The organism is Pseudomonas sp. B21_DOA (genome assembly GCA_030544685.1).
In the GTDB taxonomy this organism is placed as follows: Bacteria; Pseudomonadota; Gammaproteobacteria; order Pseudomonadales; family Pseudomonadaceae; genus Aquipseudomonas; species Aquipseudomonas fluorescens_AO.
The window spans coordinates 26,048-51,972 of the sequence record CP086683.1 but is presented as its reverse complement, the minus strand read 5'-3'; the positions used below and the strand labels follow the sequence as shown (position 1 = coordinate 51,972).

The window sequence follows — 25,925 nt, the reverse complement described above, 5'->3', positions numbered from 1 at the left end:
ATGCAACCTGATCGGCGATCAATGACGCGGATCGAAATCGCCGGAAAACAATTCGTCTTCGGCATCCGGTGCGACCGGAATCTTGTGCTCCTCCGACGCCCAGGCGCCGAGGTCGATCAGTTTGCAGCGGTCGGAGCAGAACGGACGGAATTTGTTTGCCGGGGTGAATTCGACAGGGGCGCCGCAGGTCGGGCATTCAACGGTTGGAATCTGGCTCATGCTTGGCCTCCGGATAAAGTCAGATAAAAGTGATGCAGACGTTCGACCTCGCTGTGCAGCCAGGCAAGGTCGCGGTCGTTGACGATCACGTCGTCGGCGCGGCTCACGCGGTCTTCACGGCTCGATTGCGCCTTGAGGATCGCCTGCACTTGTTGTTCGCTGGTCTGGTCACGCTGCAAGGTGCGTTCGATCTGCAGTTGTTGCGGCGCATCGATGACCAGAATGCGCTGAGTCATCGCGTATTGCCCGGACTCGATCAGCAGCGGTGAAACCAGAATCGCGTAAGGCGATTTTGCCTGCGCCAGGTGATGAGCGATTTCCTCGCCGATCAACGGATGCAACAGCGCTTCGAGCCAACGTCGCTGTTCCGGGTCTTCAAAAATCAGTTTGCGCAGGGCGGCACGGTTCAGCGTGCCATCGGCCTGCAACACGCCAGAACCGAAGTGCTCGGCGATTTTCGCCAGCGCCGGACGCCCCGGTTCGACTACCCAGCGCGCCGCATGATCGGCATCCACCACATGCACACCGAGATCGATGAAGTGCTGCGCCGCTGCACTCTTGCCGCTGCCGATGCCGCCGGTCAGGCCGAGGATCCAGGGTTTTTCCACAGGGGTATTCATTTCAAACCGACAGACTGCCAATAGAAGTCGGTTATTTGACCACCCCAGAGCAAGGCAATCCAGCCGGCAATTGCCAGAAAGGGTCCGAAGGGGATCGGCGTCGAGGTTGCCTGGGCGCGCAGACGCAGCATGACGACGCCCAAAATCGCCCCAACCAACGATGACAACAGAATCGTCAACGGCAGAATCTGCCAGCCACCCCACGCGCCGAGCAAGGCCAGCAGTTTGAAATCGCCATGACCAATGCCGTCCTTGCCGGTGAGCAATTTGAACAGCCAGAACACCGACCACAGCGCCAAATAACCCGCCACCGCGCCCCACAACGCATCGGGCAACGCCACGAACACACCGAAGCTGTTGACGATCAGCCCCAGCCACAGCAGCGGCAGCACCAGTACATCGGGCAGCAGTTGATGTTCGCAGTCGATCAGACTCATCGCCAGCAAGCCCCACGTCAGCAAAATCAGCAAGCCCGCCGGCCAGCCGAAGCCTAGATGCCAGGCGATGAATGCCGAGAGCAGGCCGCAGGCCAGTTCGGTCAGCGGGTAACGTTTGCTGATCGGCACCGCACAGGCCGAGCAGCGCCCGCGCAGGTACAGATAACTGAGCAGCGGAATGTTTTCCCACGGGCGGATCCGATGTCCGCAATGCGGGCACGCGGAGTGCGGCAGCATCAGGTTGTAGGTCGGCACGGGCGTTTCAGTGGGCAGGCCGAGCACATCATGGGCCTGCTGGCGCCAGTCGCGCTCGAGCATTTTCGGCAAGCGCCAGACCACAACATTGAGGAAGCTGCCGACCACCAGCCCGAGCAGCAGCGCGCTGACCACAAAGGCCAACGGATACACGGCAAACAGTTCTTCTATAGGCATGTCAGATCGCTGAGCCGAGTTGGAAGATCGGCAGGTACATGGCCACCACCAGTCCACCGACGATGACCCCAGCACCACCATGATGAACGGCTCCATCAGGCTGGTGAGGTTGTCGACCATGTTATCGACTTCCGCTTCATAAAAACCGGCGACCTTGTCAAGCATGTCATCCAGCGCGCCCGATTCCTCGCCGATGGCGGTCATCTGCACCGCCATGTTCGGAAACACACCGGTGCTGCGCATCGAGAAATTGAGCTGCATGCCGGTCGAGACGTCTTGCCGCACGCGCAGCACCGCGCGCTTGAACACCACGTTGCCGGTGGCACCGGCGACCGAATCCAGCGCCTCCACCAACGGCACCCCCGCCGCGAAAGTGGTCGACAGGGTGCGGGCGAATCGCGCGACGGCGGACTTGTACATCAAGGTGCCCACCAGCGGCAGCTTCAGCAGCCAGGCATCGCGACGGTCGCGCAGCGCCTGTGAAGTTTTCAATGCGTGGCGAAGGCCGAAAAAGGCTGCCACCAGCGCAAAAAGAATCGCCCACCACCACTGCTGCATGAACTCCGACAGGCTGATGATCATCAGGGTGAAGCCCGGTAATTCGGCGCCGAAGCCGGAAAACACCGACTGGAACTGCGGCACCACTTTGACCAGCAGAATGCCGGTCACCACCGCCGCCACCAGCACCACGGCGGTGGGGTAAGTCATGGCTTTTTGATCTTGGCCTTGAGCGCTTCGCTTTTTCCTTATAAGTCGCGACCCGTTCGAGCAAGGTGTCGAGGGCGCCGGACTGTTCGCCGGCGTCGACCAGATTGCAGTACAACTCGTCGAAGTATTGCGGTTTCTTGCGCAGGGCGGTGGCGAAGCTGTTACCGGCGGCAACTTCCTGTTTGACCTCATCGACCAGTTTGCGCATGGCCGGGTTTTCGAAGCCTTCGCCGATGATGTCGAAGGACTGCAACAGCGGTACACCGGCCTTCATCATCGTTGCCATCTGCCGGGTGAACAGGGCGATGTCCTGCGGTTTGATGCGTTTGCCCAAGCTCAGCAGGGAAGCGGATTTCTTGCGCACCTTGCCCGGGTTGATCCCTTGTTTGCGCAGCTGCGCCTTGATCAGTGCGGGGTTCTGCCCGCTCAACTCGCCCGTGACCTTGCTGCCTTTGCGGTCCGTGCCTTCCCAGGCGTAAACGCTGACTTTCGCTGCCTTGACCGCCATGTTCAATCCTTGGTGACCCGGTTGATTTCCTCAAGGCTGGTGATGCCTTGCATGGCCTTGTGCAGCCCGGAAGTGCGCAGATCGGCGAAGCCGTCGCGACGCATCTGGATGTCGATTTCCAGCGAATTGCCTTCGGCCATGATCAGCCGTTGCAGGTCCGGTGTGTTCTTTACCACTTCATAAATCCCTACGCGTCCTTTGTAACCGCCGTTGCAGTGATCGCAACCGACCGGCTCGTAGATCGTGAAATGACCGATGCGTTCCTCGGGAAAGCCTTCCTTGAGCAAGGTTTCGTGCGGGATTTCCAGCGGCCGCTTGCAATGCGCGCACAACTTGCGCGCCAGGCGCTGGGCGATGATCAGGCTGACCGAGGTGGCGATGTTGAAACCGGGAATGCCCATGTTGTGCAGGCGCGTGAGGGTTTCCGCCGCGCTGTTGGTGTGCAGGGTCGACAGCACCAGGTGGCCGGTCTGCGCGGCCTTGATCGCAATCTCGGCGGTTTCCAGGTCGCGGATCTCGCCAACCATGATCACGTCCGGGTCCTGACGCAGAAACGAACGCAGCGCCTGGGCAAAGTCCAGCCCTTGTCGAGGATTGACGTTGACCTGGTTGATGCCTTCCATGTTGATCTCCACCGGGTCTTCGGCGGTGGAAATATTGATGTCGACGGTGTTGAGGATGTTCAGCCCGGTGTACAGCGACACGGTTTTACCGGAGCCGGTGGGCCCGGTGACCAGAATCATCCCTTGCGGCTGTTTCAGCGCGGCGAGGTACAAGGCCTTTTGTTCTGCCTCGTAACCCAAGGCGTCGATGCCCATTTGCGCACTGGACGGGTCGAGAATCCGGATCACCACTTTTTCGCCCCACAGGGTCGGCAGGGTGTTGACGCGGAAATCGATGGATTTGCTTTTCGACAGGCGCATCTTGATCCGCCCGTCCTGCGGTTTGCGCCGTTCGGAAATATCCAGACTAGCCATCACCTTCAGGCGAGCGGCAATGCGCCCGGCCAACTGGATCGGCGGCTTGGCCACCTCGCGCAGCATGCCGTCGGTGCGCATGCGCACCCGATAGTTTTTTCGTAGGGTTCGAAATGCAGGTCGGAGGAGCCGCTCTTGATCGCATCGAGCAGCATCTTGTGCACGAAACGCACGACCGGGGCGTCGTCGGCATCGAGGCCGCCGATCACGTCCTGTTTGCTGTCATCGATGGACTCGACGTCGAGGCCGTCGAGATCGACATCGGCCATGTCTTCCAGACCCGAGGCGTGGCTGTCGAAGAACTTGTCGATGGCGTCGCTGAGCTTGTCGTCCTCGACCAGAATCGCTTCGGTGCTCAGGCCGGTGCTGAACTGGATGTCGCTGATCGCCTGCTGATTGCTCGGGTCGGATAGGCCTACGAACAGTTTGTTGCCGCGCCGCCACAGGGGCAGGGCGCAATGCTGGCGAACCAGTTTTTCGCTGACCAGCCCCTTGGGCTGGGTCTCCTTGTCGAGGCAGTTGAGATCGAGCAGGGCCATGCCGAAGTGTTCCGAAGCGATCTCGGCGATCTGTCGACTGTTGACCAGTTTGTTGTGCACCAGATAATTCACCAGCGACACGCGATTGCGCTGGGCCTGCGCCCAGGATTGCCGGGCGCTTGTTTCCGTTAGCAACTCGGCCTGGACCAATTGCTTGGCCAGACCGCTCAGAGCGATGTCATTCATGGGGATTCCGCACGCTTGCCGTTCATGACTTATAGCCTAGTCAAGTGACAGCGCCAAACACGGCCGGTGCAGGTGACAAAAAGTGTCAGATAGTGCGGTTGCGGGTTGTAGGAAACGGCGCAGGAAATTGCGCGCGCCCAGCAGGCGGGGTCTGAAAGGCGTTGGCATGGGCTGTGCTGAGCCTTGTTCAGATCATGAGATTTCGACTCATGCATGGAGCGTGTCTATGAAAAAACAACAAGGTTTCACATTGATCGAGCTGCTGATCGTCGTGGCGATCATCGGCATTCTGGCGACTATCGCCTTGCCTCAGTATTCGAAGTATCAAGCGCGGTCGAAGGTGACGGCGGGGCTGGCGGAGATTAGTGCATTGAAAGTGCCGTTCGAGGACACGATCAATCAAGGCACAGCTCCAACTCTGGCCAACGTTGCTAATGGTGCGACTACTACTTCCAACTGTACGTTGGCAGTTACCGGTACAGCCGCGACTGGCGAAGGCACGCTTACCTGCACCCTGCTCAATGCACCAGGTCCGGTGTTAGGTAAAACCATTACGCTTTCTCGTTCCGGGGCGGCTACGGGGAATACCTCCGGTGTTTGGACGTGTGCGACGACGGTCAACGCTGATTATTCTCCGCGCGGTTGCACGGCCAGCGGTACGTAATCACAAAGGTGGAATAACCAGAATGCCCCGCATTGCGGGGTATTTTTGTATCTGCGATCGCTTCACAAAAGCTCCAATAATTTCAGCAGCTTATGAACTTTCCAAAAAACCGCAACTTGCATGCGAAATTGCGTTGAGTCATGCATTTTGCATGAAAATGAAAATTAGCGTTTTTCATAACATGTTGTTTTTAAACGGTTTTATGCGGACGAAAAAGTTGGCACAGCGTTCGCAATATCTCTGGTAACCCTGCTGACAAGCGTTACAGCAGACTTCCAGTAAAAACAGGAGTTACTCGTATGAAGAAGTTCGCTATCACTGCCGCTGCTACCGCTCTGACCCTGACCATGGCTGGTGGCGCTTTCGCCCAGTCCGCTCAGGCTACCCAAGCGCCAATGGTTCTGGCTGCTGGTGAAGTTACCAAGGCTAAAGAAGCTACTTCCGACACCTGGATCACCACCAAAGTGAAAAGCGATCTGGTTACCGAAAAAGGTATTCCAGGCACCGACATCAAAGTCGAAACCAACAAAGGTGTAGTTTCACTGTCTTCTGACGTAGCTGTTACCGAAGCTCAGAAAACCACCGCTGTGAACATCACCAAGAAAATCAAAGGCGTTAAAGCGGTATCCGCTGACGGCCTGAAAGCCGAGTAAGGCAAGACTTCTCGCCTGAACCGGGAGAAGACGCGACAGACGGGCCGAGTAATACGTCTGTCGCAACTTTAGAGTTCATGCGAACGGTCACACGGATGTGACCATTACAGGCCCCGGCACTTGTGTCGGGGCCTGTTCTATTTCAGGGATCACACAAAACAAGTGTAGGAGTGAGCCTGCTCGCGATGGCGGTGTGTCAGTTGATTCATTGTTGACTGACAGACCGCCATCGCGAGCAGGCTCACTCCTACAGAGGGACGATATGTTGATCAGTTACCGCGTTTGCTATTGATCTGCCGCAGGCGATTGCCTTCGAAGCGCAGATATTGGTACATGCCATTGTTCGGGCCGTAGGTCCATTCCTCGACCTGAAACTCCTCGCGGCGATTGGCACTGCGCTTGTAGCCAAGCACGTCACGGCTCACCGGCTCGCCACATTTTTGCAGCACCTCGCTTGCGCGGTCGCCAAGGCTGATTAACTGGCTGCCGCAGCGCAAGGTATCCGAGGCCGACGCGTGGCCAGCAGCGCACGTCAGCGCGAGCACGGCCAGCCAGTTACGCACGGTCATTCGGCATCCAGGTGCATTTGCGTGACCACGCGGCCATCGCTTTCGGCCTCGCCAAGGTTGGCATCGATGAAGTACACCCGGTCATCCTCAAGCTTGCCCTTGTCGACCAGATAATCCTTGATGGTGCTGGCGCGATCCTGGCCCAACTGGCGCAACAGCACATCGCTGCCGCTCCAGAACGCGATCACGCCCTGGCGCATTTTCGCCGTGCGTTCTTCCTTGCCCAGATCTTTCCATTCTGCCGGTGGCTGGGTCTTCAGGCGAGTGCGGTAGATGCCTTCGAGCAACGCGCCTTTCTCGCTCTCGGGCACTTGCAGCAGCGAGGCCTGGGCCGGGACTTTATCGCCACGGCGCTGGAGCATCTTGTAGTAGTTGTACTGATATTCGCGTTCCAGACGTTGCTCGGCCAGCAGTGGTCCATCGCTGCTCTTCGCGGCAGTGCCTTCGATTTCCAGGCGCAGCGCCGGACGTTCCTTGAGCGCTTGCGAGAGTTTTACCAGCGCCGCTTCGGCGTCTTTGTTCAAGTCGCTGGAACCCGGCGCGAAGGACACCGTGCCAAGGTCTTCGGAGCCACCGCCACTGACCAGCCCGCCGATCATTTTGAATGGCGCGGCGGCAGCTTTGACGATCAGGTTGCGCAGGGTTTGCCAAACGATCGGCATCACGCTGAACTGCGGATTGTTCAAGTCGCCGGTGACCGGCAATTCGATGGAGATCTTGCCGTCGACATCCTTGAGCAGGGCGATCGCCAGCTTTAGCGGCAGGCTGACTGCATCGGGGCTGTCGACTTTCTCGCCCAGTTGCAGTTGCTCGACGACGACTTTGTTCTCGGCTTTCAATTGTCCTTTGATGATCAGGTAGTGCAGGTCAAGGTTGAGCCGGCCCTTGCGGATGCGGTATCCGGCGAATTTGCCGGAGTAGGGCGTCAGGGTCGTCAGTTCGACGCGTTTGAAACTGGTGGCGATGTCGAGGCTGGCCATCGGGTCGAACGGATTGACCGCGCCTTTGATGGTCACCGGCGCATAACGGTCGACTTTGCCTTTGATATCGACGCTGGCCGGCTTCGCCTGACGACTGTCGATGGTGCCGATCTGGCCGTTGAGCTGTTGCACGGCGGTGGCGAAGTTGGGTGTCAGACTGAAGTCGGCGAAGTTCGCGGAACCATCGTTGATCGCAATCGCGCCGATGTGAATGCCCAGCGGTTTGTCCTTGCCCGCCGGTTTGGCTGCGGTGCTTTTTGCACCGCTGTCGGCCGGTTGCGGGATCAGCAGGTCGTCGACGTTGGTAGTGCGATCGTCGTTGATCATGAAGCGCACATACGGCTGCAACAGGTTGACCTTGTCGATCGACAGGCTGTCGCCGTGCTGATAGTTGATGCCGTCGATCACGACTTGCTGCCATTTGAGGAAGTCGCGGGTCTTCAGCGTATCGAGGGTGTGCAGTTGATCGATCTGCGCGCGGCCGGTGACGCTGAGCGCCAGTGGCTCAGTGCTCTTCAGGTTGACCTTGAGGTCGCTGCCGAGCATGCCGCTGCGCAGTTCCAGACGAATGAACGGGTTGATGTAGGACTGCGCGACACGCAGGTCGATGTCCTGGGTTTTGACGTTGAGCTGTGCGTTGACCGGGGCCAGGTTGACCGTACCGTCGGCGCTGATCTTGCCTTGCTTGCCCAGGCCGCTGTCGAGCTTGAGCTTGAAAGGCGAGCCGTTGAGGCTGTCGAAATCCTGCAGATCGACGTTCAGCGGAGTGATATCCAGCGCCACCGCCGGTTGCGCCGAGCGGTCGGCGAGATGGACCGTGTAGTTGCGCAGCTGCACATCTTTGACCAGCACCTGCCATGGCTTGCTCGGTGCGGTTGGCTCTGGTTTCGGCGAGTCGGCGGCAGCCGGTGCATCGACCGGTTCGGCAGCGGCTTTGGCCGCTGGTTTCGACGGTTGGCTGGCGAACAGTTTCTGCCAGTCCAACTGGCCGTCGGCTTCCAGCGCCGCCCAGGTTTCCAGCTTGTTGCTGCGGACCTTGCCGACCACCACTTGCTGCTTGGCCAGGTCCAGCGAGGTGTCGCTGACGTCGAGGCGTTCGAGCCTGGCCAGCGGACGTCCGTCTGGAGCCTTGATGGCGAACGGCGCAATGCTCACCGCGACGTTGTTGAGCAACAGTTCGGTCTGTTTCGACAGGTTGAGTTTGTAGTCGGTGCTGAGGCTGACAACGCCGTTTTCCAGCACCAGCGGCACTGCGTCGCGCACGTAAGGCCAGAAGGATTTCATCTGGCCATCGGTGACTTTCAGGGTGCCTTCGGAGGTAAAAGGAATCAGACTGAAATTGCCGGTCCAGTCGATCCGCCCGCCAGCGGGGCCGATCGCGACAAGGGTCATGTCGGCGCTGTCCTCGGGCAGGGTGCTGAGGTTTTTCAGCTCGAAACTGAGATCGTCGTAAAGAAATTCGATTGGCTCGCTAGGGCGTACATCCTCGAAATGCACCACGCCGCCAGCCAGTTTGATGTTGTCGATGCGCAGCGGGAATGGCTTGGCGTCGGGATCGGCGGGTGTCGGCTCGCTCGGCGGCACGTTGAACAGGCCAAGCAGGTTGAGCTTGCCGTCCTTGGCGAAGAGGATTTCGCTTTTGGGTTTGTCCAGTTCGATGTCGGACAGATGCAGCGCTTTGGTCCACAGGCTGTCGATTTGCAAGTTGGCATAGAGGCGATCGAAGCCGACCTGCTCCTTGCCCGGCTCGCCGATGACCAGGCCCCACAGGGTGACCTCAAGGCTGAAGGGGTTCAGTTCGATGCGCTGCAGATGCGCCGGCACCGTCGCGTAGTTGGCCAGTTGCTGGTTGGCCACGCGCAAGGCAATGCCCGGCAGGATCAGAAACCCCAGCAGGCTGTAGAGGGCCAGGGCTGTCAGCAGTGCGCCAATCGCGCGAATCAATCCTTTGGGCATGTGCGGCTTCATCTGTCTGAATCGGAGTGCCTTGGAGTATGGCACGCGATTCTGGTTCCGAAGTGCTTGATGTGGGACAGGATTGTTCAGTTTTATCTGTACGAACAAAATCCCATGTGGGAGCGAGCTTGCTCGCGAAGGGGTCGTATCGGGCAGCCTTTTTGGTGACTGATGCACCGCTTTCGCGAGCAAGCTCGCTCCCACAGTGGAGTGTGGCTATCCGAGAATTGGGAATTACAGCTGCAGAATGAGCGTCTTCAAGGGTGGCTGCTGGTCCAGCGAAGGAAGTCGGCGCCCGGGGGCATCACGCTCCATTCGCGTACCGGGCGGCCGGCTTTTTCGGCGCAGCGCAGCACTTGTTCGCGCCAGTCGTCCATGCTGACTTTCGCCAGGTTGTTGCAGCAGATCAGCACGCCGTCATCGGCGGTGGTCAGCAGCGCGGGTTTGAGCAGGCTCTGATAATCGCGCAGCAGATCGACGGTGCCGAATGCGCTTTTGGCCCAAGCCGGCGGATCGAGCAGGACCAGATCGTATTGGCGCTGTTCGAGGCGCTGATAGCTTGGCAGCTTCTGCCCGCGCCGCTGGCTGATGGGCAGGCCAGCGAGCTGACGGATCGCCGGAAAGTAATCGGACTGAATGAATTGCATCGGCGGCAGCTGCGGGTTGAGCAAACCATTCTCGCGACCGACCGCGAGATTGCCCTCGGCAAAATCGAGGTTGCACACCTCGCGCGCACCGCCCGCCGCTGCACTGAGGCCAACACCACAGGTGTAAGCGAACAGGTTGAGCACGCTTTTGCCTTGCGTGTGGTCCTTGACCCAGCCGCGCGTGTTGCGCAGGTCGAGGAACAGCAGCGGATCCTGCCCGGCATGGCGCCCGCGCACGCGATAGTTCAGGCCCCATTCATGCCCGACCAGATCCGCCAAAGCAGCGTCATTGGCCTTGTAGACGCTGTCCTCACGATCGATCCGCGAGTTGCCACGGGAGCGGTCGTTGTAGACCAGCAGGCTGTCGAAGCCCAGCGTCTGGTTGACCATGGCGTGCAGTTGCAGCAGGTCGTCACGTTCGAGTGTCTGGTGAAAACTCTGCACCAGCAATTGCGGGCCGTAGCGGTCGATGGTCAGGCCGCCGGCACCTTCCTGGCTGCCATGGAACAGCCGATAGCAATCGGTGCCCTGGCTGTGCAGCGCAGCGAGCAGGTCCTGGCGTTGATCGAGGGCGGCGCGCAGCGCCTGATTCAAGGAAGACATGCGGGCGCCTTGCTGAAAAAACGCGAAGCTTAGCAGTCGGGGAGCTACAAGCGGCAAGTTTCTAGCTGCAAGCTAAAAGCGAAAAGCCACGCGGACCGCTTTAGCTTGCAGCTTGTAGCTTGTAGCTAGAAACTTGCAGCTCTCAAGTATTGAGCCGTTTATCAACGAGGTCTTGTACGACGCTCGGATCAGCCAGCGTCGAAGTATCGCCCAGACTGTCGAGCTCATTGCAGGCAATCTTGCGCAATATCCGCCGCATGATCTTGCCCGAACGGGTCTTTGGCAACGCCGGCGCCCACTGGATCAGGTCCGGTTTGGCGAAGCTGCCGATCTCCTTGCTGACATGTGCCAGCAGGTCTTTCTTCAGCTCTTCGTTGGCCTCGGTGCCGTTCATTGGCGTGACGAATGCGTAGATGCCCTGGCCTTTGACGTCGTGCGGATAACCGACCACGGCGGCCTCGGCGATGCTGTCATGCAGCACCAGCGCGCTTTCCACTTCGGCGGTGCCGATGCGGTGGCCGGAGACGTTGATCACGTCGTCGATGCGTCCGGTGATCCAGTAATCGCCGTCCTCGTCGCGGCGGGCGCCGTCGCCGGTGAAGTAATAGCCGGGGTAGGGTTTGAAGTAGGTGTCGATCATCCGCTGCGGATCGCCGTAGACGCTGCGGATCTGCGCCGGCCAGCTTGATTTGATCGCCAGCACGCCGCTGCCGACGCCTTTGATTTCCTTGCCGACTTCGTCGAGCAACACCGGTTGCACGCCAAACATCGGTTGCGTCGCGCAGCCCGGTTTGATCCGTTGTGCGCTGACCAGCGGGCTGAGCATGATGCCGCCGGTTTCGGTCTGCCACCAGGTGTCGACGATCGGGCAGCGCTGTTCACCGACGGCATTGAAATACCATTCCCACGCTTCCGGGTTGATCGGCTCACCGACGCTGCCGAGCAATCTGAGGCTGGCGCGCGACGTTTCCTTCAATGGTTCGGCGCCTTCGCGCATCAACGCGCGCAGGGCGGTGGGGGCGGTGTAGAAAATGTTGACCTTGTGCTTGTCGATAACCTGCCAGAAGCGCGAACTGCTCGGGTAGCTCGGCACGCCTTCGAACATCAGTGTGGTCGCACCGTTGGCCAGCGGCCCGTAGACGATGTAACTGTGGCCGGTGACCCAGCCGACGTCGGCGGTGCACCAGAACACTTCGCCGTCGCGGTAGTCGAGCACGTACTTGAAGGTCATTGCTGCTTGCAGCAGGTAGCCGCCGGTGGTGTGCAGCACGCCTTTGGGTTTGCCGGTGCTGCCGGAGGTGTAGAGGATGAACAGCGGATCTTCGGCGTCCATCGGTTCCGGCGGGCAATCGTCGTCGACTTCGCGTACGGCCTGGTGATACCAGAGGTCGCGGCCTTCGACCCAGTCGACCTGGCCCTGCGTACGCTCGACCACCACCACGGTGCTGACGTTCGGGCAACTTTGCAGGGCTTTGTCGACGTTGTTTTTCAGTGACACGAAGCGGCCGCCGCGCACGCCTTCATCGGCGGTTATCACGGTACGGCAGTCGGCGTCGAGAATTCGATCACGCAGGGAATCCGGGGAAAATCCGCCGAACACTACCGAGTGAATCGCGCCGATTCGCGCGCAGGCGAGCATGGCGTAGGCGGCTTCGGGGATCATCGGCATGTAGATGCACACCCGGTCGCCTTTCTTCACGCCACGGCTTTTCAGCACGTTGGCCAGACGGCAGACGTGGTGATGGAGTTTGTTATAAGTGATCTGCGCCGATTCGGCTGGGTCGTCGCCCTCCCAGAGCAGGGCGGTCTGTTCGCCGCGTTGTTCAAGGTGGCGGTCGATGCAGTTGTAGCTGACGTTGAGCTTGCCGCCGGCAAACCAGACCGCTTCACCGGTTTTCAGGTCATAGCGCTGCACGGTCTGCCACGGCGTGCTCCAATCGAGGAAGCGCGTTGCCTGCTCGGCCCAGAAGGCGCTGGGGTGTTCAATCGATTCGCGGTACAGGCGCCGATACTCGTCCTGGCTCAACTGAGCGGCCTGGCGCACGGCATCGGCTTTGGGGAACGTGCTGATATCGAACATGACGGTTCCTTATTCTTGTGGTGCGACACGAATAAAGATGCGCCGAGCGCTGCACAGGTTCAAGTCATGTGCCAAAACAACTGTGGGAGCGAGCCTGCTCGCGAATACGGTGTCTCAGTCAACGAAGGTGTTGAATGAAGAACCGCTTTCGCGAGCAGGCTCGCTCCCACAGGAAACAGCGTTGTGCCCGGAGGCTTGGATCAGCCGCGATGACGCCCGCGGAAATAGTTGATCAGGCCCTGAGTCGAGGCATCGTCAGCCACGGTCTCGTCGCTGCCGACCAGGCGGTTGTAGACGCCTTTGCCCAATTCCTTGCCCAGTTCCACACCCCACTGGTCGAAGGCGTTGATGCCCCAGACCACGCTTTGCACGAACACTTTGTGCTCATACATGGCAACCAGCGCGCCGAGGCGACGCGGGCTGATGCGTTCGACTACCAGAGTGTTGCTCGGACGATTGCCCGGGATCACCTTGTGCGGCGCCAGTTTGCGCACGTCGTCTTCGCCCATGCCTTTGTCGCGCAGTTCGGCTTCGGCTTCCGGCAGGGTCTTGCCGAGCATCAGCGCCTGGCTCTGCGACAGGCAGTTGGCGTACAGCCACTGGTGGTGGTCGGAGACCGGGTTGAAGCTGACGATCGGCACGATGAAGTCAGCCGGAATCAGCTGGGTGCCCTGGTGCAGCAACTGGTGGTAAGCGTGCTGACCGTTGCAGCCGACGCCGCCCCAGATCACCGGGCCGGTATCGGTCGACACCGAGGTGCCGTCCTGACGCACGCTCTTGCCGTTGGATTCCATGTCCAGTTGTTGCAAGTGCTTGGTGATGTTGCGCAGGTAGTGGTCGTACGGCAGGATCGCGTGGCTTTGCGCGCCCCAGAAATTGCCGTACCACACGCCGAGCAGAGCCAGCAGCACTGGCATGTTCTGTTCGAACGGCGCGGTCTGGAAATGCTGGTCCATGGTGTAGGCACCAGACAGCAGTTCCTTGAAGTTGGACATGCCGATGGCCAGGGCGATCGGCAAACCGATCGCCGACCACAGCGAATAACGGCCGCCGACCCAATCCCACATCGGGAAGATGTTTTCTTCACGGATACCGAAGGCCACCGCAGCGGCGTTGTTGCTCGATACCGCGATGAAGTGGCGATACAGCTCGGCTTCCGAACCGCCCTGCGCCAGGTACCAGGCGCGTGCGGCCTGAGCATTCTTCAGGGTTTCGAGGGTGTTGAACGACTTCGACGAAACGATGAACAGCGTGGTCTCGGCGCGCAGTTTCTGCGTCAGCTCGTGGAATTCACTGCCGTCAATGTTCGCCAGGTAATGGCAACGCACGCCTTTTTGCGCATAGGACAGCAGCGCTTCGGACACCAGCTCCGGGCCGAGGAACGAACCACCGATGCCGATGTTGACCACGTCGGTGATCGGCTTCTCGGTGTAACCACGCCACAGTCCGTCGTGAATGCGGCCGACCAGATCGGTGATCTGGTTCAAGACCTTGTGCACTTCCGGCATCACGTTGACGCCGTTGACCGACAGCTTGTCGCCGACCGGGCGGCGCAGGGCGGTGTGCAGTGCCGGGCGGCCTTCGGAGGCGTTGACGATTTCGCCGTCGAACAGCGCTTTGATCGCGCCCTTCAGATCGACTTCATTGGCCAGACCCACCAGTAGATTGCGGGTCTCGGCGTTGATCAAATTCTTCGAATAATCGAGAAACAGGCCGCAGCTGCTGAGGGTGAACTGATTGAAACGCTGCGGATCGGCGTTGAAGGCTTCGCGCATGCTGAAATCCTGCATGGCTTGGCGGTGATCTTTCAACGCTTGCCAGGCGGGCAGAGCGGTAACGTCGTGAGGAGTGCGGTAGTACGCCATCGCTGCGGTTTTCCTTTTACTTGAACGGCCTTTTGAACACGGTGCAGATCAGCCATGCCCTTTTAGCGCATGGGATCAACTGCGTCGACACGATATCTGGACACAGGGCGAATACAGTAAACCTCGCGCTGCGTTCTGTCTTGACTTTGTCTGACCAGATCCCTGTACTTTTTTAACATCCGAACGGGGATTTGCCCGACAAACGGAGGTGCCCGGAAGAGTTTCGCCCAACCGGCATGCACCGAAAACACTTGTGGGAGCGAGCCTGCTCGCGAAGCCGTGGTGTCAGGCAACTTATAAGTCGCTGATACACCGTCTTCGCGAGCAGGCTCGCTCCCACAGGGACATTCGTTGCTGCTTAAATCGGGCTATCGAGATTCAGGTGCAGGTTGTCGATCAGCCGCGTAGTGCCGAGGAACGCCGCCGCCAGAATCACCAGGTCGCGGTCTTCCGCCGTCGCCGGACGCAAGGTCAGGCCATGACGGATTTCCAGATAATCCGGACGCAGACCCGCCGCTTCCAGCACCTGCAACTGTGCAGCGATCAGCGCCGGGTAATCACGCTCACCTTGCTTGATCGCTTCGGCAATGCTGCTCAGCACGCGATACACCACCGGCGCCACGGCGCGCTGGTCTTCATTGAGGAAACCGTTGCGCGACGACAGCGCCAGACCGTCCGCTGCACGCACGGTCGGCTCGCCGATGATCTGGATCGGCATGTTCAGGTCGTGCACCAGTGCGCGGATCACCGCCAGTTGCTGGTAATCCTTCTGGCCGAAGATCGCCAGATCCGGCTGGACCATGTTGAACAGCTTGCTGACCACCGTCGCCACACCTTCGAAGTGCCCCGGACGGCTGGCACCACACAGGCCTTCGGATAATTGCGGCACGCTGACCCGGGTTTGTCCGGCCATGCCGTCCGGGTACATCTCATCGACCGTCGGCGCGAACAGCAGGTCGCAACCGGCCTCGAGGAGCTTTTCCTGATCGGCGGCGAGGGTGCGCGGGTATTTGTCGAGGTCTTCGCCGACGCCGAATTGCAGCGGGTTGACGAAAATACTCGCGACGACGAAATCGACTCGCTGGGTAGCTTTGGTGATCAATGCGACGTGGCCGCTGTGCAGGTTGCCCATGGTCGGCACGAAGCCGATGCGCTTGCCTTCACTGCGCGCGCGGGCGACGGCGGCGCGTAGTTCGCGTACGGTTTTGACGGTGTTCATGCAGAGAATCCGTGTTCGATGCCGGGGAACGTGGTGGCTTTGACTTCGCTGACGTAAGCCTTCAGCGCGGACTGGATGCTGTCCTGACCCTGCATGAAGTTCTTGACGAATTTGGGGACGCGGCCGGTGATCGACAGGCCGAGCATGTCGTGCAATACCAACACCTGACCGTCGGTGGCGTTGCCGGCGCCGATGCCGATCACCGGAATGCCCACGGCCTGGCTGATTTCCGCCGCCAGTTCGCTCGGTACGCACTCGAGCAACAGCATGGCCGCACCGGCCTGCTCCAGCGCGATCGCATCGGCACGCATCTGCCGCGCCTGGTTCTCGTTGCGGCCCTGCACTTTATAGCCGCCGAGAATGTTCACTGCTTGCGGGGTCAGGCCCATGTGCGCACACACCGGCACACCGCGCTCGGCGAGCAAGCGGATCGACTCCGCCAGCCACAGTTGACCTTCGACCTTGACCATGTGCGCACCGGCCTGCATCAGCATGGCGCTGTTGGTCATGGTCTGTTCAAGGGTGGCATTGGCCATGAACGGCAGGTCGGCGAGGATCAGGGCATCACCATTGCCACGCTTGACGCTGGCGACGTGGTAGGCCATTTCCGCCGTGGTCACTGGCAGGGTGCTGTCATGACCCTGCAGAACCATACCGAGGGAGTCGCCGACCAGCAGCACTTCGACACCGGCCTCGTTGCAGGCGTGAGCGAAGGTCGCGTCATAGCAGGTCAGCATGGTGATCTTTTCACCTTTCTGCTTGAGGCTCTGGAGCGTGGTCAGGGTGATGGCTGGCATGTAAAAATCCTCGTTCAGGCGCTCTGGAAACTGCTGCGAGTCACGCGCGTGATTCTTCATCTACTCAGGCGCACGGTCTTGTGTCGTGCTTTGAAAAGCCTGGATTGCGCCCGTTCATGCCGGGTTGGCGGCAGCGGGACGCCTATAGTCGTGATGAGCCAACCGGAAGTCAATTGCGTGTGTTACCGCATTGTTACGCGGGCGGTGTTACCGGCGTTACTGATGCGATTCAGCGGCGCTGCGGGCCTGATTCGGGGGATTTTTGTCTGACAAAAACTGGAGATTGGCAGGTGACCTGTGGCGAGGGGATTTATCCCCGTTGGGTCGCGGAGCGGCCCCATGTTGTATACAGCTTGGTCAGATTTGGGCCTGCTTCGCAGTCCAACGGGGATAAATCCCTCGCCACACAACCACATTTCACAGAAGATTTTTGTCAGGGCTGGGAGAGGCGCTCAAGACCGACGAACGGGCAAGCGGCCAGAAGGTCGGAGAGGGCGCGGCCATCGGTCAGCCGCAGGTCTTGCGGCGCCAGTTCAGCGAGGGGTAGAGCACAAAGGCCCGCTCCTGAATCTGATAATGCGGGACTTTCAGCCGTGGCTCATCGATCAGGCGATCGCCGAACAGCAGAATATCCAGATCCAGCGTGCGTGGCCCCCAGCGCTCCAGACGCTCGCGGCCCTGCTCATTCTCGATTGCCTGCAAGGCGTCGAGCAGCTCTAACGGTGCGAGCGCGCTGTCGAGGGCGACGACGGCGTTGGTGTAACGCGGCTGGCCCGGCAACAGCGAATCGCTTTGATAAAAGGCTGAGACGCCGGAAAGGGTGGTCTGCGGCAATTGCCCCAGCGCCGCAACGGCGCTGCGCAATTGCCCGGCCGGGTCAGCGAGGTTGCTGCCCAGACCGATGTAGATGCGCTCCATGACTTACTCGCCCGTCGCGCTCGAAGCGCCGGCGCGCTTGCGCTTGGAGCCGCCGCTGCGGCGACGTTTGCGTGGCGCGCCGCTGGCATCGTCACCCTTGCCGCTGAGGTCGCGGATCATGTCGCGGCGCTCGCTGTCGTTGGCGTCCTGATAATCGGTCCACCATTCGCCGAGACCATCGGTCTCCTCACCGGCGCTTTCGCGCAGCAGCAGGAAATCGTAACCGGCACGGAAGCGCGGGTTGTCCAGCAACAGATCGGCGCGTTTGCCGCTGCGCCGTGGCAGGCGTTCCTGCATGTCCCAGATTTCGCGGATCGGCATGGTGAAGCGCTTCGGAATCGCGATGCGCTGGCACTGTTCGGCGATCAGCTCGTGAGCGGCTTCCTGCATCGCCGGAATCGGCGGCATGCCACGTTCCTGCAGACGCAACACTCGCGCCGGCAGCGCAGGCCAGAGCAGGGCGGCAAAGAGGAACGCCGGGGTCACCGGTTTGTTCTGCTTGATGCGCAGGTCGGTGTTGGTCAGTGCTTCGCTGATCAGCGTATGGGTGTATTCCGGGTTGTATTCCAGCGCCTCGGCACTGGCCGGGAACAGCGGGGCGAACAGTTGCAGATCAACCAGCATTTCAAAGGTGATCGCGCCGTGGCCGGAGAGGAACAGCTTGAGCACTTCTTCGAACAGCCGCGCCGACGGAATCTCGCGCAGCATCGGTGCCAGCTCACGGATCGGCTGCACGGTGTGCTTCTCGATGCCGAAGTTGAGCTTGGCGGCGAAACGCACGGCCCGCAGCATGCGCACCGGGTCTTCCTGGTAACGCTGCTTCGGGTCGCCGATCAGGCGGATCAGGTGATTGCGGATGTCGTGCACGCCGTTGGCGTAATCGAGAATGCGCTCACTGACCGGATCGTAATACAGGGCGTTGATGGTGAAGTCGCGACGTTGCGCGTCTTCTTCCAGAGTGCCGTAGACGTTGTCGCGCAGAATGCGCCCGCTCTCGTTGCGCGAAGACTGGTTGCTGTCTTCCTCGTCTTCGTTGACCGGGTGATTGGCGCGGAAGGTCGCGACTTCAATGATTTCGCGACCGAAATGGATGTGCACCAGCTTGAAGCGGCGGCCGATGATTCGCGCATTGCGGAATTCGGCACGCACCTGCTCGGGGTGGCACTGGTGGCGACGTCGAAGTCCTTGGGCGTGATGCCCAGCAGCATGTCACGCACGCAACCGCCGACCAGATAAGCCTGGTAACCGGCACCTTGCAGGCGTTCGACAATATTCACCGCATAGCGGCTGAACTGCGTTTTCTGCAGCGAATGTTGGCCGCTGTTGAGCACTTCAGGGGTGCTGCGGATGTGTTGCGTACGACGCACGGGAGTTCGGAATGACTGGAACAGCTTCTTCAGCATGGGATGCACTGTTTGAAGGAATGTTCGGCCATACCAAAAGAATGACCGCATGATGGGCGCAGATTCTAGCATTTAGTCGGGGGATGGTGTAGGACGCGGCAGATATGAGCTGCAAGCCCCAAGCTACAAGGGTCGAGCGAGGAAAACGGGGGATTTCACGGAAGGGAGAAACTACAAGGGAGCCGAAGCTCCCCAAGAAGTAGTTGCGTGCTCTTTTTATTATTGATTCGGGCTTCTTGTTTTTGTTGAGTGCCCTCGCCACGAAGTGTTTCCTTCGTGACCCTCCCAATCGGGAGCCAAGAGCAAACGGATTGCTTTGGTCGCTGAATTGCAGTGATCTCTCGATCCAACCAGTACAGGCTCTGTCTTAGGACAGTTTTTGTTGTTCTCGGCCTGGTCGTGGGGCAAGCCCCAAATACAACGCCTCTCCAAAAGAATCAGTTAGCTGCGCCTCTCGCCGTCTTGTTTTTATTGTGCGTGAGTCGATTCGTCTTATTTTTATTGTCTTGTGCATTGCTTGTTATTGTTCTTGTACCAAACATATAGCAGGGTGCGTGCCAACTTTTGCCAGGCCCAGCAAAACAAGGGGTTAGGTCGATATAGCCGTTTTGCAGGGGCGAAAAAAGCCGGGGTTTCGTTACCGATAACCCCGGCTTCTGTTACGTGAATCGACTGCGGTAACAGTTTTTTCACATTGTCATGCGTTACCCGCGCACGCGGTGGGTAACGCTCAGCTCTCGCTGGCAACCCCGGTCTTGCGCCGTGGAATGCCCAGACGCTGGCGGCGTTCCCACAGGCATTTGCGGCTGACGCCGAGTTTGCGTGCCAGTTCGGTCTCGGTCATGTGGTCCTGATGCTCGAGGACGAAATGCTGGAAATAGTCTTCCAGCGACAGATCCTCGGTCGGCTCATGGCTGCTGTTGCTGGCGTTACCGCCGGTTTGCGGCGGCAGACCGATGAACTCGTCGTCTTCCAGATCGCTCAGCTCGATGTCGATGCCCAGCAGGTCGGCCGAAATCTCCGGGCTTTCGCTGAGAATCACCGCGCGCTCAACCGCGTTCTCCAGTTCACGGACGTTACCAGGCCAGGAATAGTGCCGGATCGCCTGTTCGGCATCGGCGGCGAATTTCAGGTCGGTGCGATTGATCCGCGCGCTCTGGCGAGCGAGGAAGGCATTGGCGATTTCGTTGACGTCGGCGCCACGCTCGCGCAGCGGCGGCAGCTTCAGGGCAATCACGTGCAGACGGTAATAAAGGTCTTCACGGAACTGGCCAATTTTCGCCAGGCTCTTCAGATCGCGGTGAGTTGCAGCGATCAGGCGCACATCGACTTTCTGCGATTGCACAGAACCTACGCGGCGAATCTCGCCCTCCTGCAAGACCCGCAGCAAGCGAGCCTGGGCTTCGAGGGGCAGTTCGCCGATTTCATCGAGGAACAAGGTGCCGCCGTCCGCCGCTTCGACCAGACCGGCACGCCCGGCGCTGGCGCCGGTGAACGCGCCTTTCTCGTGGCCGAACAGTTCCGACTCAATGAGGCTTTCCGGAATCGCCGCGCAGTTCACCGAGATCATCGGCGCCTTGGCGCGTTTCGATAGATTGTGCAGGGCGCGGGCCACCAGTTCTTTACCGGTACCGGACTCACCCTGAATCAACACGTTGGAGTCGGTTGGCGCGACCTTGCGGATCTTGCTGTACAGGTCCTGCATCGGTGGGCACGAACCGATGATGCCAATTTCACCATTGCTGTTATCCACAGCGGCTTTGCCATTGCCAGCGGCAGGCTTGCTCGCCGTGGCTTCGCCGGCAGCCGGCGCCGACTGGCGATCGCGCAGGATCCGCGCAACCGCCTGGAGCATTTCATCGTGGTCGAACGGCTTGGCGATGTAATCGACCGCGCCCATTTTCATCGAGTCGACCGCCGAGCGCAGGCTGGCGTAACTGGTCATGATCAGCACCGGTGTGCCTTGCCCGAGCTTGATCAGCTCGGTGCCCGGAGCGCCTGGCAGGCGCAGGTCGCTGACGATCAGATCGAACGTAGGAATGGTGAAGCGTTCTTGTGCTTCCTGCACTGATCCGGCTTCGCTGACCTGGTACTGGTTGCGTTCCAGCAGGCGGCGCAAGGCGGAGCGGATAATGGTTTCGTCTTCGACGATCAAAATGTGCGGCATTGATTCGATACTCTCGACGGTCTCAGTTCACAGCGGACGTCGCTTCGACATGACGCGGTAAGGTCACCCGAATACGGGTGCCGCGTTGGCTTTGTACATCAGCCGGGCTGTCGATGGTGATTTGTCCATAATGCTCTTCAACGATGGAATAGACCAGTGCAAGGCCCAGACCGGTGCCTTCACCCGGGTCCTTGGTGGTGAAGAAAGGTTCGAACAATCGGTCCATGATGCTCGACGGAATCCCGCTGCCTTCGTCTTCGACGATCAGATCGACCGTGTGTTCGCCGGCTTCGCTCTTGACCCGTACCGCACTGTGCGGAGGCGAGGCGTCGCGGGCGTTGGAGAGCAGATTGATCAGCACCTGGGCAAGCCGTTGCGGATCGCCTTCGACCCAATGGTCGGGATCGCACAGGTTGTAGAACTGCACTTCGAAATTGCGCCGGTTCAGCGCCAGCAGGCCGATGGCGTCCTGCGCGACTTCGGCCAGACACACTGGTTCGTCGCTGTGCTGATGGCTGCCGGCATGGGCGAAGCTCATCAGCGACTGGACGATGCGCGAAACGCGTTTGGTCTGCTCGAGAATCTGCCCGCTGATTTCCGTCAGCTCGCCGTCGTCTTCACGCTCTTCGCGCAGGTTCTGCGCCAGGCAGGCGATGCCGGTGATCGGGTTGCCGATTTCGTGGGCCACACCTGCTGCGAGTCGGCCGATGCTGGCCAGCCGTTCGGAATGCACCAGTTTATCTTCGAGCATCTGCGTTTCGGTCAGATCCTCGACCAGTAACACCAGGCCACTGTTACCCGGGGCCAACGGCTCGTCGATTGCCGCTTTATGCAGGTTCAGCCAGCGAGTCTGACCATCCAGCGCCAGGTGCTGTTTGTGCAAATGCTCGTCGGGCAGATTGATAAAACCTTGCAGCAATTCTTTCCACGGATTGGCGATGGTGCTCAGGCGCGAACCGACCACCCGTTGCGCGGCGATGCCGGTCAGCTCTTCCATGGCCTTGTTCCACATCAGGATCTCCTGATCCTTGGCCAGCGAGCAGACGCCCATCGGCAGTTCCTGCAAGGTCTGGCGGTGGTAGCGGCGCAGGGCGTCGAGCTCGGCGGCCAGGCCGGTGAGGCGCGAGTGGTAATCCTCGAGACGGCTTTCAATGAAGTGAATGTCTTCGGTGACGTAGTTTTCGCCGCCAGCCTTATAGGGCAGGAAGGTTTCCACCATATCCTGCGCAACGCTCGGGCCCATCAGGCCGGACAGGTTGGCCTCAATGCGGTCGCGCAACCGGCGCAAGGCATACGGCCGACGTTCATCGAAGGGCAGATACAAGTCGCGCAGCGCTTGCTCGACTTCTTTCTGCGCAGCCTTGGCACCCAGCGGCTTGGCCAACTGCGTGGCGAACTCCTGCGGCGAGGCGGCGTGCAGTTCGCGGCGTTGCGGGCGGCGCACGTTATCCACCGCACAGGCTTCGGCGGCGCTGGCTTCTTCCGGGCTGGCGTTGGTAAACAGCGAAATCAAAGTGAACATCAGGACGTTGGCCGCCAGCGAGGCGATAGCTGCCATGTGCCAACTGGTGTCGTCGAGCACGTAGATCATGTTCAGCAGCGGGATATAGAAACCCTGCAGATTGCCGACCAGCGGCAGCAGCATGGTCACCACCCAGACCGTGATCCCCGCCAGCAGACCGGCAATAAAACCGCGCCGGTTGGCGGTCGGCCAGTACAGCACCGACAACACCCCGGGCAGAAATTGCAGGGTCGCAACGAACGCGACGATGCCGAGGTTGGCCAGATCCTGCTCGACGCCGAGCATCAGGTAGAAGCCGAAGCCGGCCATGATGATCGCTACGATCAGTGCCCGACGGGTCCATTTCAGCCAGCGGTAGATATTGCCCTCGGCCGGCGGCTGATAGAGCGGCAGCACCAGATGGTTCAGCGCCATGCCCGACAAGGCCAGGGTTGTAACGATGATCAGGCCACTGGCGGCCGACAGGCCACCGACGTAGGCGAGCAAGGCCAGCGGTTTGCTGTTGGCGGCAATGCCGATGCCAAGGGTGAAATATTCCGGGTCGGTGGTGGCGCCGAGTTTCAGACCGGCCCAGAGAATCAGCGGTACGGCGAGACTCATCAGCAGCAGAAACAGCGGCAGGCCCCAACTGGCGCTGACCAGCGAGCGCGGATTGAGGTTTTCGGTAAAGGTCATGTGATACATGTGCGGCATCACGATCGCCGAGGCAAAGAACACCAGCAGCAGCGTGCGCCACGGGCCTTCCTGTAGTGGCGTGTGCAGGGCGGCGAGGGCGGTCTGGTTTTGCAGCAACCACAGTTCGAGCTGTTGCGGGCCGTCGAATACGCCATACAGCGCGTACAGGCCAACGCCGCCGAGAGCGATCAGTTTGATGATCGATTCAAAGGCAATCGCGAACACCAGCCCTTCATGTTTCTCGCGCGTGGCGATGTGCCGGGAACCGAAGAAAATCGTGAACAGGATGATCAGCGCGCAGAACGCCAGCGCCACGCGACTCTGGACACGTTCGCCGGTGAGGATACCGATCGAGTCGGCCACGGCCTGAATCTGCAGGGCCAGCAACGGCAGCACGCCGATCAGCATGAAAATCGTGGTCAGCGCGCCGGCCCAGGTACTGCGAAAGCGGAAGGCAAACAGGTCGGCCAGCGACGACAGTTGATAGGTGCGGGTGATCTTCAGGATCGGATAAAGCAGCACCGGCGCCAGCAGAAACGCGCCGGATACGCCCAGATAACTCGACAGAAAGCCGTAACCGTACTGATAGGCCAGGCCCACCGTGCCGTAGAACGCCCAGGCACTGGCGTAAACCCCCAGCGACAGGGTGTAGGTCAACGGGTGGCGAATGATCGCGCGCGGGATCATGCCCCGTTCGCTGACCCAGGCAACGCCGAACAGCGCCGCCAGGTACGCGGCGCTGATCAGGATCATCTGGGTCAGGCTAAAGCTCATCGGCATCTTTTTGGCTCTGCAGGATGAAGGTCACGACAATCAGGATCAGCCAGAGCAGATAAGGGCGATACCAGGCGCCCGTCGCGTCGATCCACCAATCCATGATGGCGGGGGAGAACAGGTAGATCCCGACGACCAGAAGCAGGACCAAGCGATAGATGTACATCCCGGCCTCTCTTTTTATGCGCGTGCCCGAAAACGTGCGGCGATGGTAACGGATGGGTGCGCGACTGCAAGTGTCGTCATTGCAGTTGCGCTTCGGGCAAGGTCAGTGTGCGCGGGATCCTGTCGGCATCCCAGTTCGCACAGCCCCAGGCCAGCAGTTCACGCGGCGAAGCGTGAGCCAGTTCGGTGCCGGGGTTCTGCCCCAGTGCGCGCAAGGCCCGCAGCAGCAATGGCGTGGCCTGATCGGCTTCAAGCGGCGGCGAGCGGTAGGACTTGCCGAGTTTGTTGCCGTCCGGCTGGGTGATCAGCGGCAGGTGCAGATAGCGCGGCTGTTTCAGGCCGAGCAGTTCTTGCAGGTACAGCTGACGCGGCGTCGAATCGAGCAGATCGGCGCCACGCACAATGTCGGTGATGCCTTGCCAGGCGTCATCGAGCACCACCGCGAGTTGATAGGCGTAGAGACCATCGCGCCGACGGATGACGAAGTCGCCGACATCGCGGCCCAGGTGCTGGCGGTATTCGCCCTGCACGCGATCAATAAAGTGGTATTCCAGCTCCGGCACGCGCAGGCGGATCGCGGCGTCGTGCTGATCATGCCCGGCATTGCGGCAAAACCCCGGATAAATCCCGTGATAGGGCTCCAGTTGTTTGCGCGAGCAGGTGCAGGCGTAGGCCAGACCATGGTTGAACAGGCTATCGAGCACTTCGGCATAAGCCGCATGTCGATCGCTCTGGCGGACCATTTCGCCGTCCCATTCGAAGCCGTAGCTTTCCAGCGCCTTGAGAATCGCCGCTTGCGCACCGGGCTCCTCGCGCGGCGGGTCGAGATCTTCCATGCGCACCAGCCAGCGCCCACCGACGGAGCGGGCGTCGAGGTAAGACGCCAACGCAGCGACCAGCGAACCGAAGTGCAGGTGACCACTGGGCGTGGGGGCGAAGCGGCCGATGTAGGCGGGGATTTGGCAGTCATGGAGGCGATAAAGGCTATTCAGAATTTGAGCAGGTTACCTCTGTGGGAGCGAGCCTGCTCGCGAAAGCGCTGTGTCAGTCAATAATGAGCTGTCTGAAGGGACGCTTTCGCGAGCAGGCTCGCTCCCACAGGTTCCGTGGGCAAAACACAGAAACAAAAACGGAGCGTTCGCACGCTCCGTTTTTCGTTCAGGTCGAGATTACTTGCCGACCTGCTTTTCCTTGATTTCCGCCAGGGTCTTGCAGTCGATGCACAGATCCGCTGTCGGGCGGGCTTCGAGGCGCTTGACGCCGATCTCGATGCCGCAGGACTCGCACCAGCCGTACTCTTCGTCTTCGATCAGTTGCAGGGTCTTGTCGATTTTCTTGATCAGCTTGCGCTCGCGGTCGCGGGCGCGCAGTTCGAGGGCGAACTCTTCTTCCTGGCTGGCACGGTCGGCCGGGTCAGGGAAATTGGCCGCTTCGTCTTTCATGTGATCAACCGTGCGGTCGACTTCCTGCATCAAGTCCAGTTTCCACTTGTTCAGGATCTTGGTGAAGTGCGCGCGCATTGGAGCGCCCATGTACTCTTCACCCGCCTTCGAAACGTAAGGTTCGAAGCCGCTGATCGTGTCTTTCTGCTGTTGCTTTGCTTGGGTGGACATGAAATAGACCGCCTCTACTCTTGTAATCC

Annotated in this window: 16 protein-coding genes and 5 pseudogenes; 2 read left to right on the top strand and 19 right to left on the bottom strand. The window is 60.1% G+C overall.

Translation table 11 applies throughout. From position 1 onward, the window contains the following. Window positions 1–18: 18 nt before the first annotated feature. The 5 genes and pseudogenes from yacG to pilB form a co-directional block, all read right to left on the bottom strand. The gene (yacG, locus tag LJU32_00235; GenBank protein ID WKV89007.1) at window positions 19–219 is read right to left on the bottom strand and encodes a DNA gyrase inhibitor YacG; all 201 of its coding nucleotides are present in this window, start codon (window positions 217–219) and stop codon (window positions 19–21) included. After that, the gene (gene coaE / locus LJU32_00230; protein WKV89006.1) at window positions 216–839 is read right to left on the bottom strand and encodes a dephospho-CoA kinase; all 624 of its coding nucleotides are present in this window, start codon (window positions 837–839) and stop codon (window positions 216–218) included. Before coaE ends, yacG begins: the two co-directional genes overlap by 4 nt. Further along, the gene (locus tag LJU32_00225) at window positions 836–1,708 is read right to left on the bottom strand and encodes an A24 family peptidase (protein ID WKV89005.1); all 873 of its coding nucleotides are present in this window, start codon (window positions 1,706–1,708) and stop codon (window positions 836–838) included. Before LJU32_00225 ends, coaE begins: the two co-directional genes overlap by 4 nt. A gap of 1 nt (window position 1,709) precedes the next feature. After that, window positions 1,710–2,924: pseudogene (locus LJU32_00220) on the bottom strand (type II secretion system F family protein). A 2-nt stretch (window positions 2,925–2,926) separates the two neighbouring features. Then, window positions 2,927–4,626 (bottom strand): annotated as a pseudogene (pilB, locus tag LJU32_00215) (type IV-A pilus assembly ATPase PilB). A 226-nt stretch (window positions 4,627–4,852) separates the two neighbouring features. Here pilB and LJU32_00210 point away from each other — a divergent pair. Then, complete coding sequence (locus LJU32_00210; protein WKV89004.1) at window positions 4,853–5,290, top strand: pilin; 438 nt, start codon at window positions 4,853–4,855, stop codon at window positions 5,288–5,290. Window positions 5,291–5,589: 299 nt separating this feature from the next. Continuing rightward, window positions 5,590–5,943 carry a BON domain-containing protein gene (locus LJU32_00205; protein WKV89003.1) on the top strand — a complete coding sequence of 118 codons (354 nt, stop codon included), beginning with the start codon at window positions 5,590–5,592 and terminating at the stop codon, window positions 5,941–5,943. Window positions 5,944–6,212: 269 nt separating this feature from the next. Here LJU32_00205 and LJU32_00200 read toward each other — a convergent pair whose 3' ends face one another. The 14 genes and pseudogenes from LJU32_00200 to dksA form a co-directional block, all read right to left on the bottom strand. Then, on the bottom strand, window positions 6,213–6,512 hold the full coding sequence (locus tag LJU32_00200) for a DUF2845 domain-containing protein (protein ID WKV89002.1): 300 nt from the start codon (window positions 6,510–6,512) through the stop codon (window positions 6,213–6,215). Continuing rightward, on the bottom strand, window positions 6,509–9,460 hold the full coding sequence (locus LJU32_00195; GenBank protein WKV89001.1) for a DUF748 domain-containing protein: 2,952 nt from the start codon (window positions 9,458–9,460) through the stop codon (window positions 6,509–6,511). Before LJU32_00195 ends, LJU32_00200 begins: the two co-directional genes overlap by 4 nt. A gap of 222 nt (window positions 9,461–9,682) precedes the next feature. Then, window positions 9,683–10,698, bottom strand: a pseudogene (locus LJU32_00190) (class I SAM-dependent methyltransferase). Window positions 10,699–10,840: 142 nt separating this feature from the next. Beyond that, window positions 10,841–12,778 carry an acetate--CoA ligase gene (acs, locus tag LJU32_00185; protein WKV89000.1) on the bottom strand — a complete coding sequence of 646 codons (1,938 nt, stop codon included), beginning with the start codon at window positions 12,776–12,778 and terminating at the stop codon, window positions 10,841–10,843. A gap of 200 nt (window positions 12,779–12,978) precedes the next feature. Next, complete coding sequence (gene pgi, locus LJU32_00180; protein ID WKV88999.1) at window positions 12,979–14,643, bottom strand: glucose-6-phosphate isomerase; 1,665 nt, start codon at window positions 14,641–14,643, stop codon at window positions 12,979–12,981. 358 nt (window positions 14,644–15,001) lie between these two features. Beyond that, window positions 15,002–15,862, bottom strand: a complete 861-nt coding sequence (panC, locus tag LJU32_00175; GenBank protein ID WKV88998.1) for a pantoate--beta-alanine ligase — start codon at window positions 15,860–15,862, stop codon at window positions 15,002–15,004. After that, window positions 15,859–16,659 carry a 3-methyl-2-oxobutanoate hydroxymethyltransferase gene (gene panB / locus LJU32_00170; protein WKV88997.1) on the bottom strand — a complete coding sequence of 267 codons (801 nt, stop codon included), beginning with the start codon at window positions 16,657–16,659 and terminating at the stop codon, window positions 15,859–15,861. The genes panC and panB overlap by 4 nt, the downstream gene beginning before the upstream one ends. 433 nt (window positions 16,660–17,092) lie before the next feature. Continuing rightward, a pseudogene (folK, locus tag LJU32_00165) lies at window positions 17,093–17,577 on the bottom strand (2-amino-4-hydroxy-6-hydroxymethyldihydropteridine diphosphokinase). A gap of 3 nt (window positions 17,578–17,580) precedes the next feature. Further along, a pseudogene (locus tag LJU32_00160) lies at window positions 17,581–18,980 on the bottom strand (polynucleotide adenylyltransferase PcnB). A gap of 730 nt (window positions 18,981–19,710) precedes the next feature. Next, a complete protein-coding gene (locus LJU32_00155) occupies window positions 19,711–21,147 on the bottom strand; it encodes a sigma-54 dependent transcriptional regulator (protein WKV88996.1) in 1,437 nt (478 codons plus the stop codon). A 22-nt stretch (window positions 21,148–21,169) separates the two neighbouring features. Then, window positions 21,170–24,124 carry a PAS domain S-box protein gene (locus LJU32_00150; GenBank protein WKV88995.1) on the bottom strand — a complete coding sequence of 985 codons (2,955 nt, stop codon included), beginning with the start codon at window positions 24,122–24,124 and terminating at the stop codon, window positions 21,170–21,172. Further along, on the bottom strand, window positions 24,108–24,284 hold the full coding sequence (locus LJU32_00145) for a hypothetical protein (protein WKV88994.1): 177 nt from the start codon (window positions 24,282–24,284) through the stop codon (window positions 24,108–24,110). The genes LJU32_00150 and LJU32_00145 overlap by 17 nt, the downstream gene beginning before the upstream one ends. A 76-nt stretch (window positions 24,285–24,360) precedes the next feature. Next, window positions 24,361–25,242, bottom strand: coding sequence for a tRNA glutamyl-Q(34) synthetase GluQRS (gene gluQRS, locus LJU32_00140; GenBank protein ID WKV91009.1), 882 nt, complete (start codon window positions 25,240–25,242; stop codon window positions 24,361–24,363). 210 nt (window positions 25,243–25,452) lie between these two features. Beyond that, window positions 25,453–25,896, bottom strand: a complete 444-nt coding sequence (gene dksA, locus LJU32_00135; protein WKV88993.1) for an RNA polymerase-binding protein DksA — start codon at window positions 25,894–25,896, stop codon at window positions 25,453–25,455. Between the last annotated feature and the right edge of the window lie 29 nt (window positions 25,897–25,925).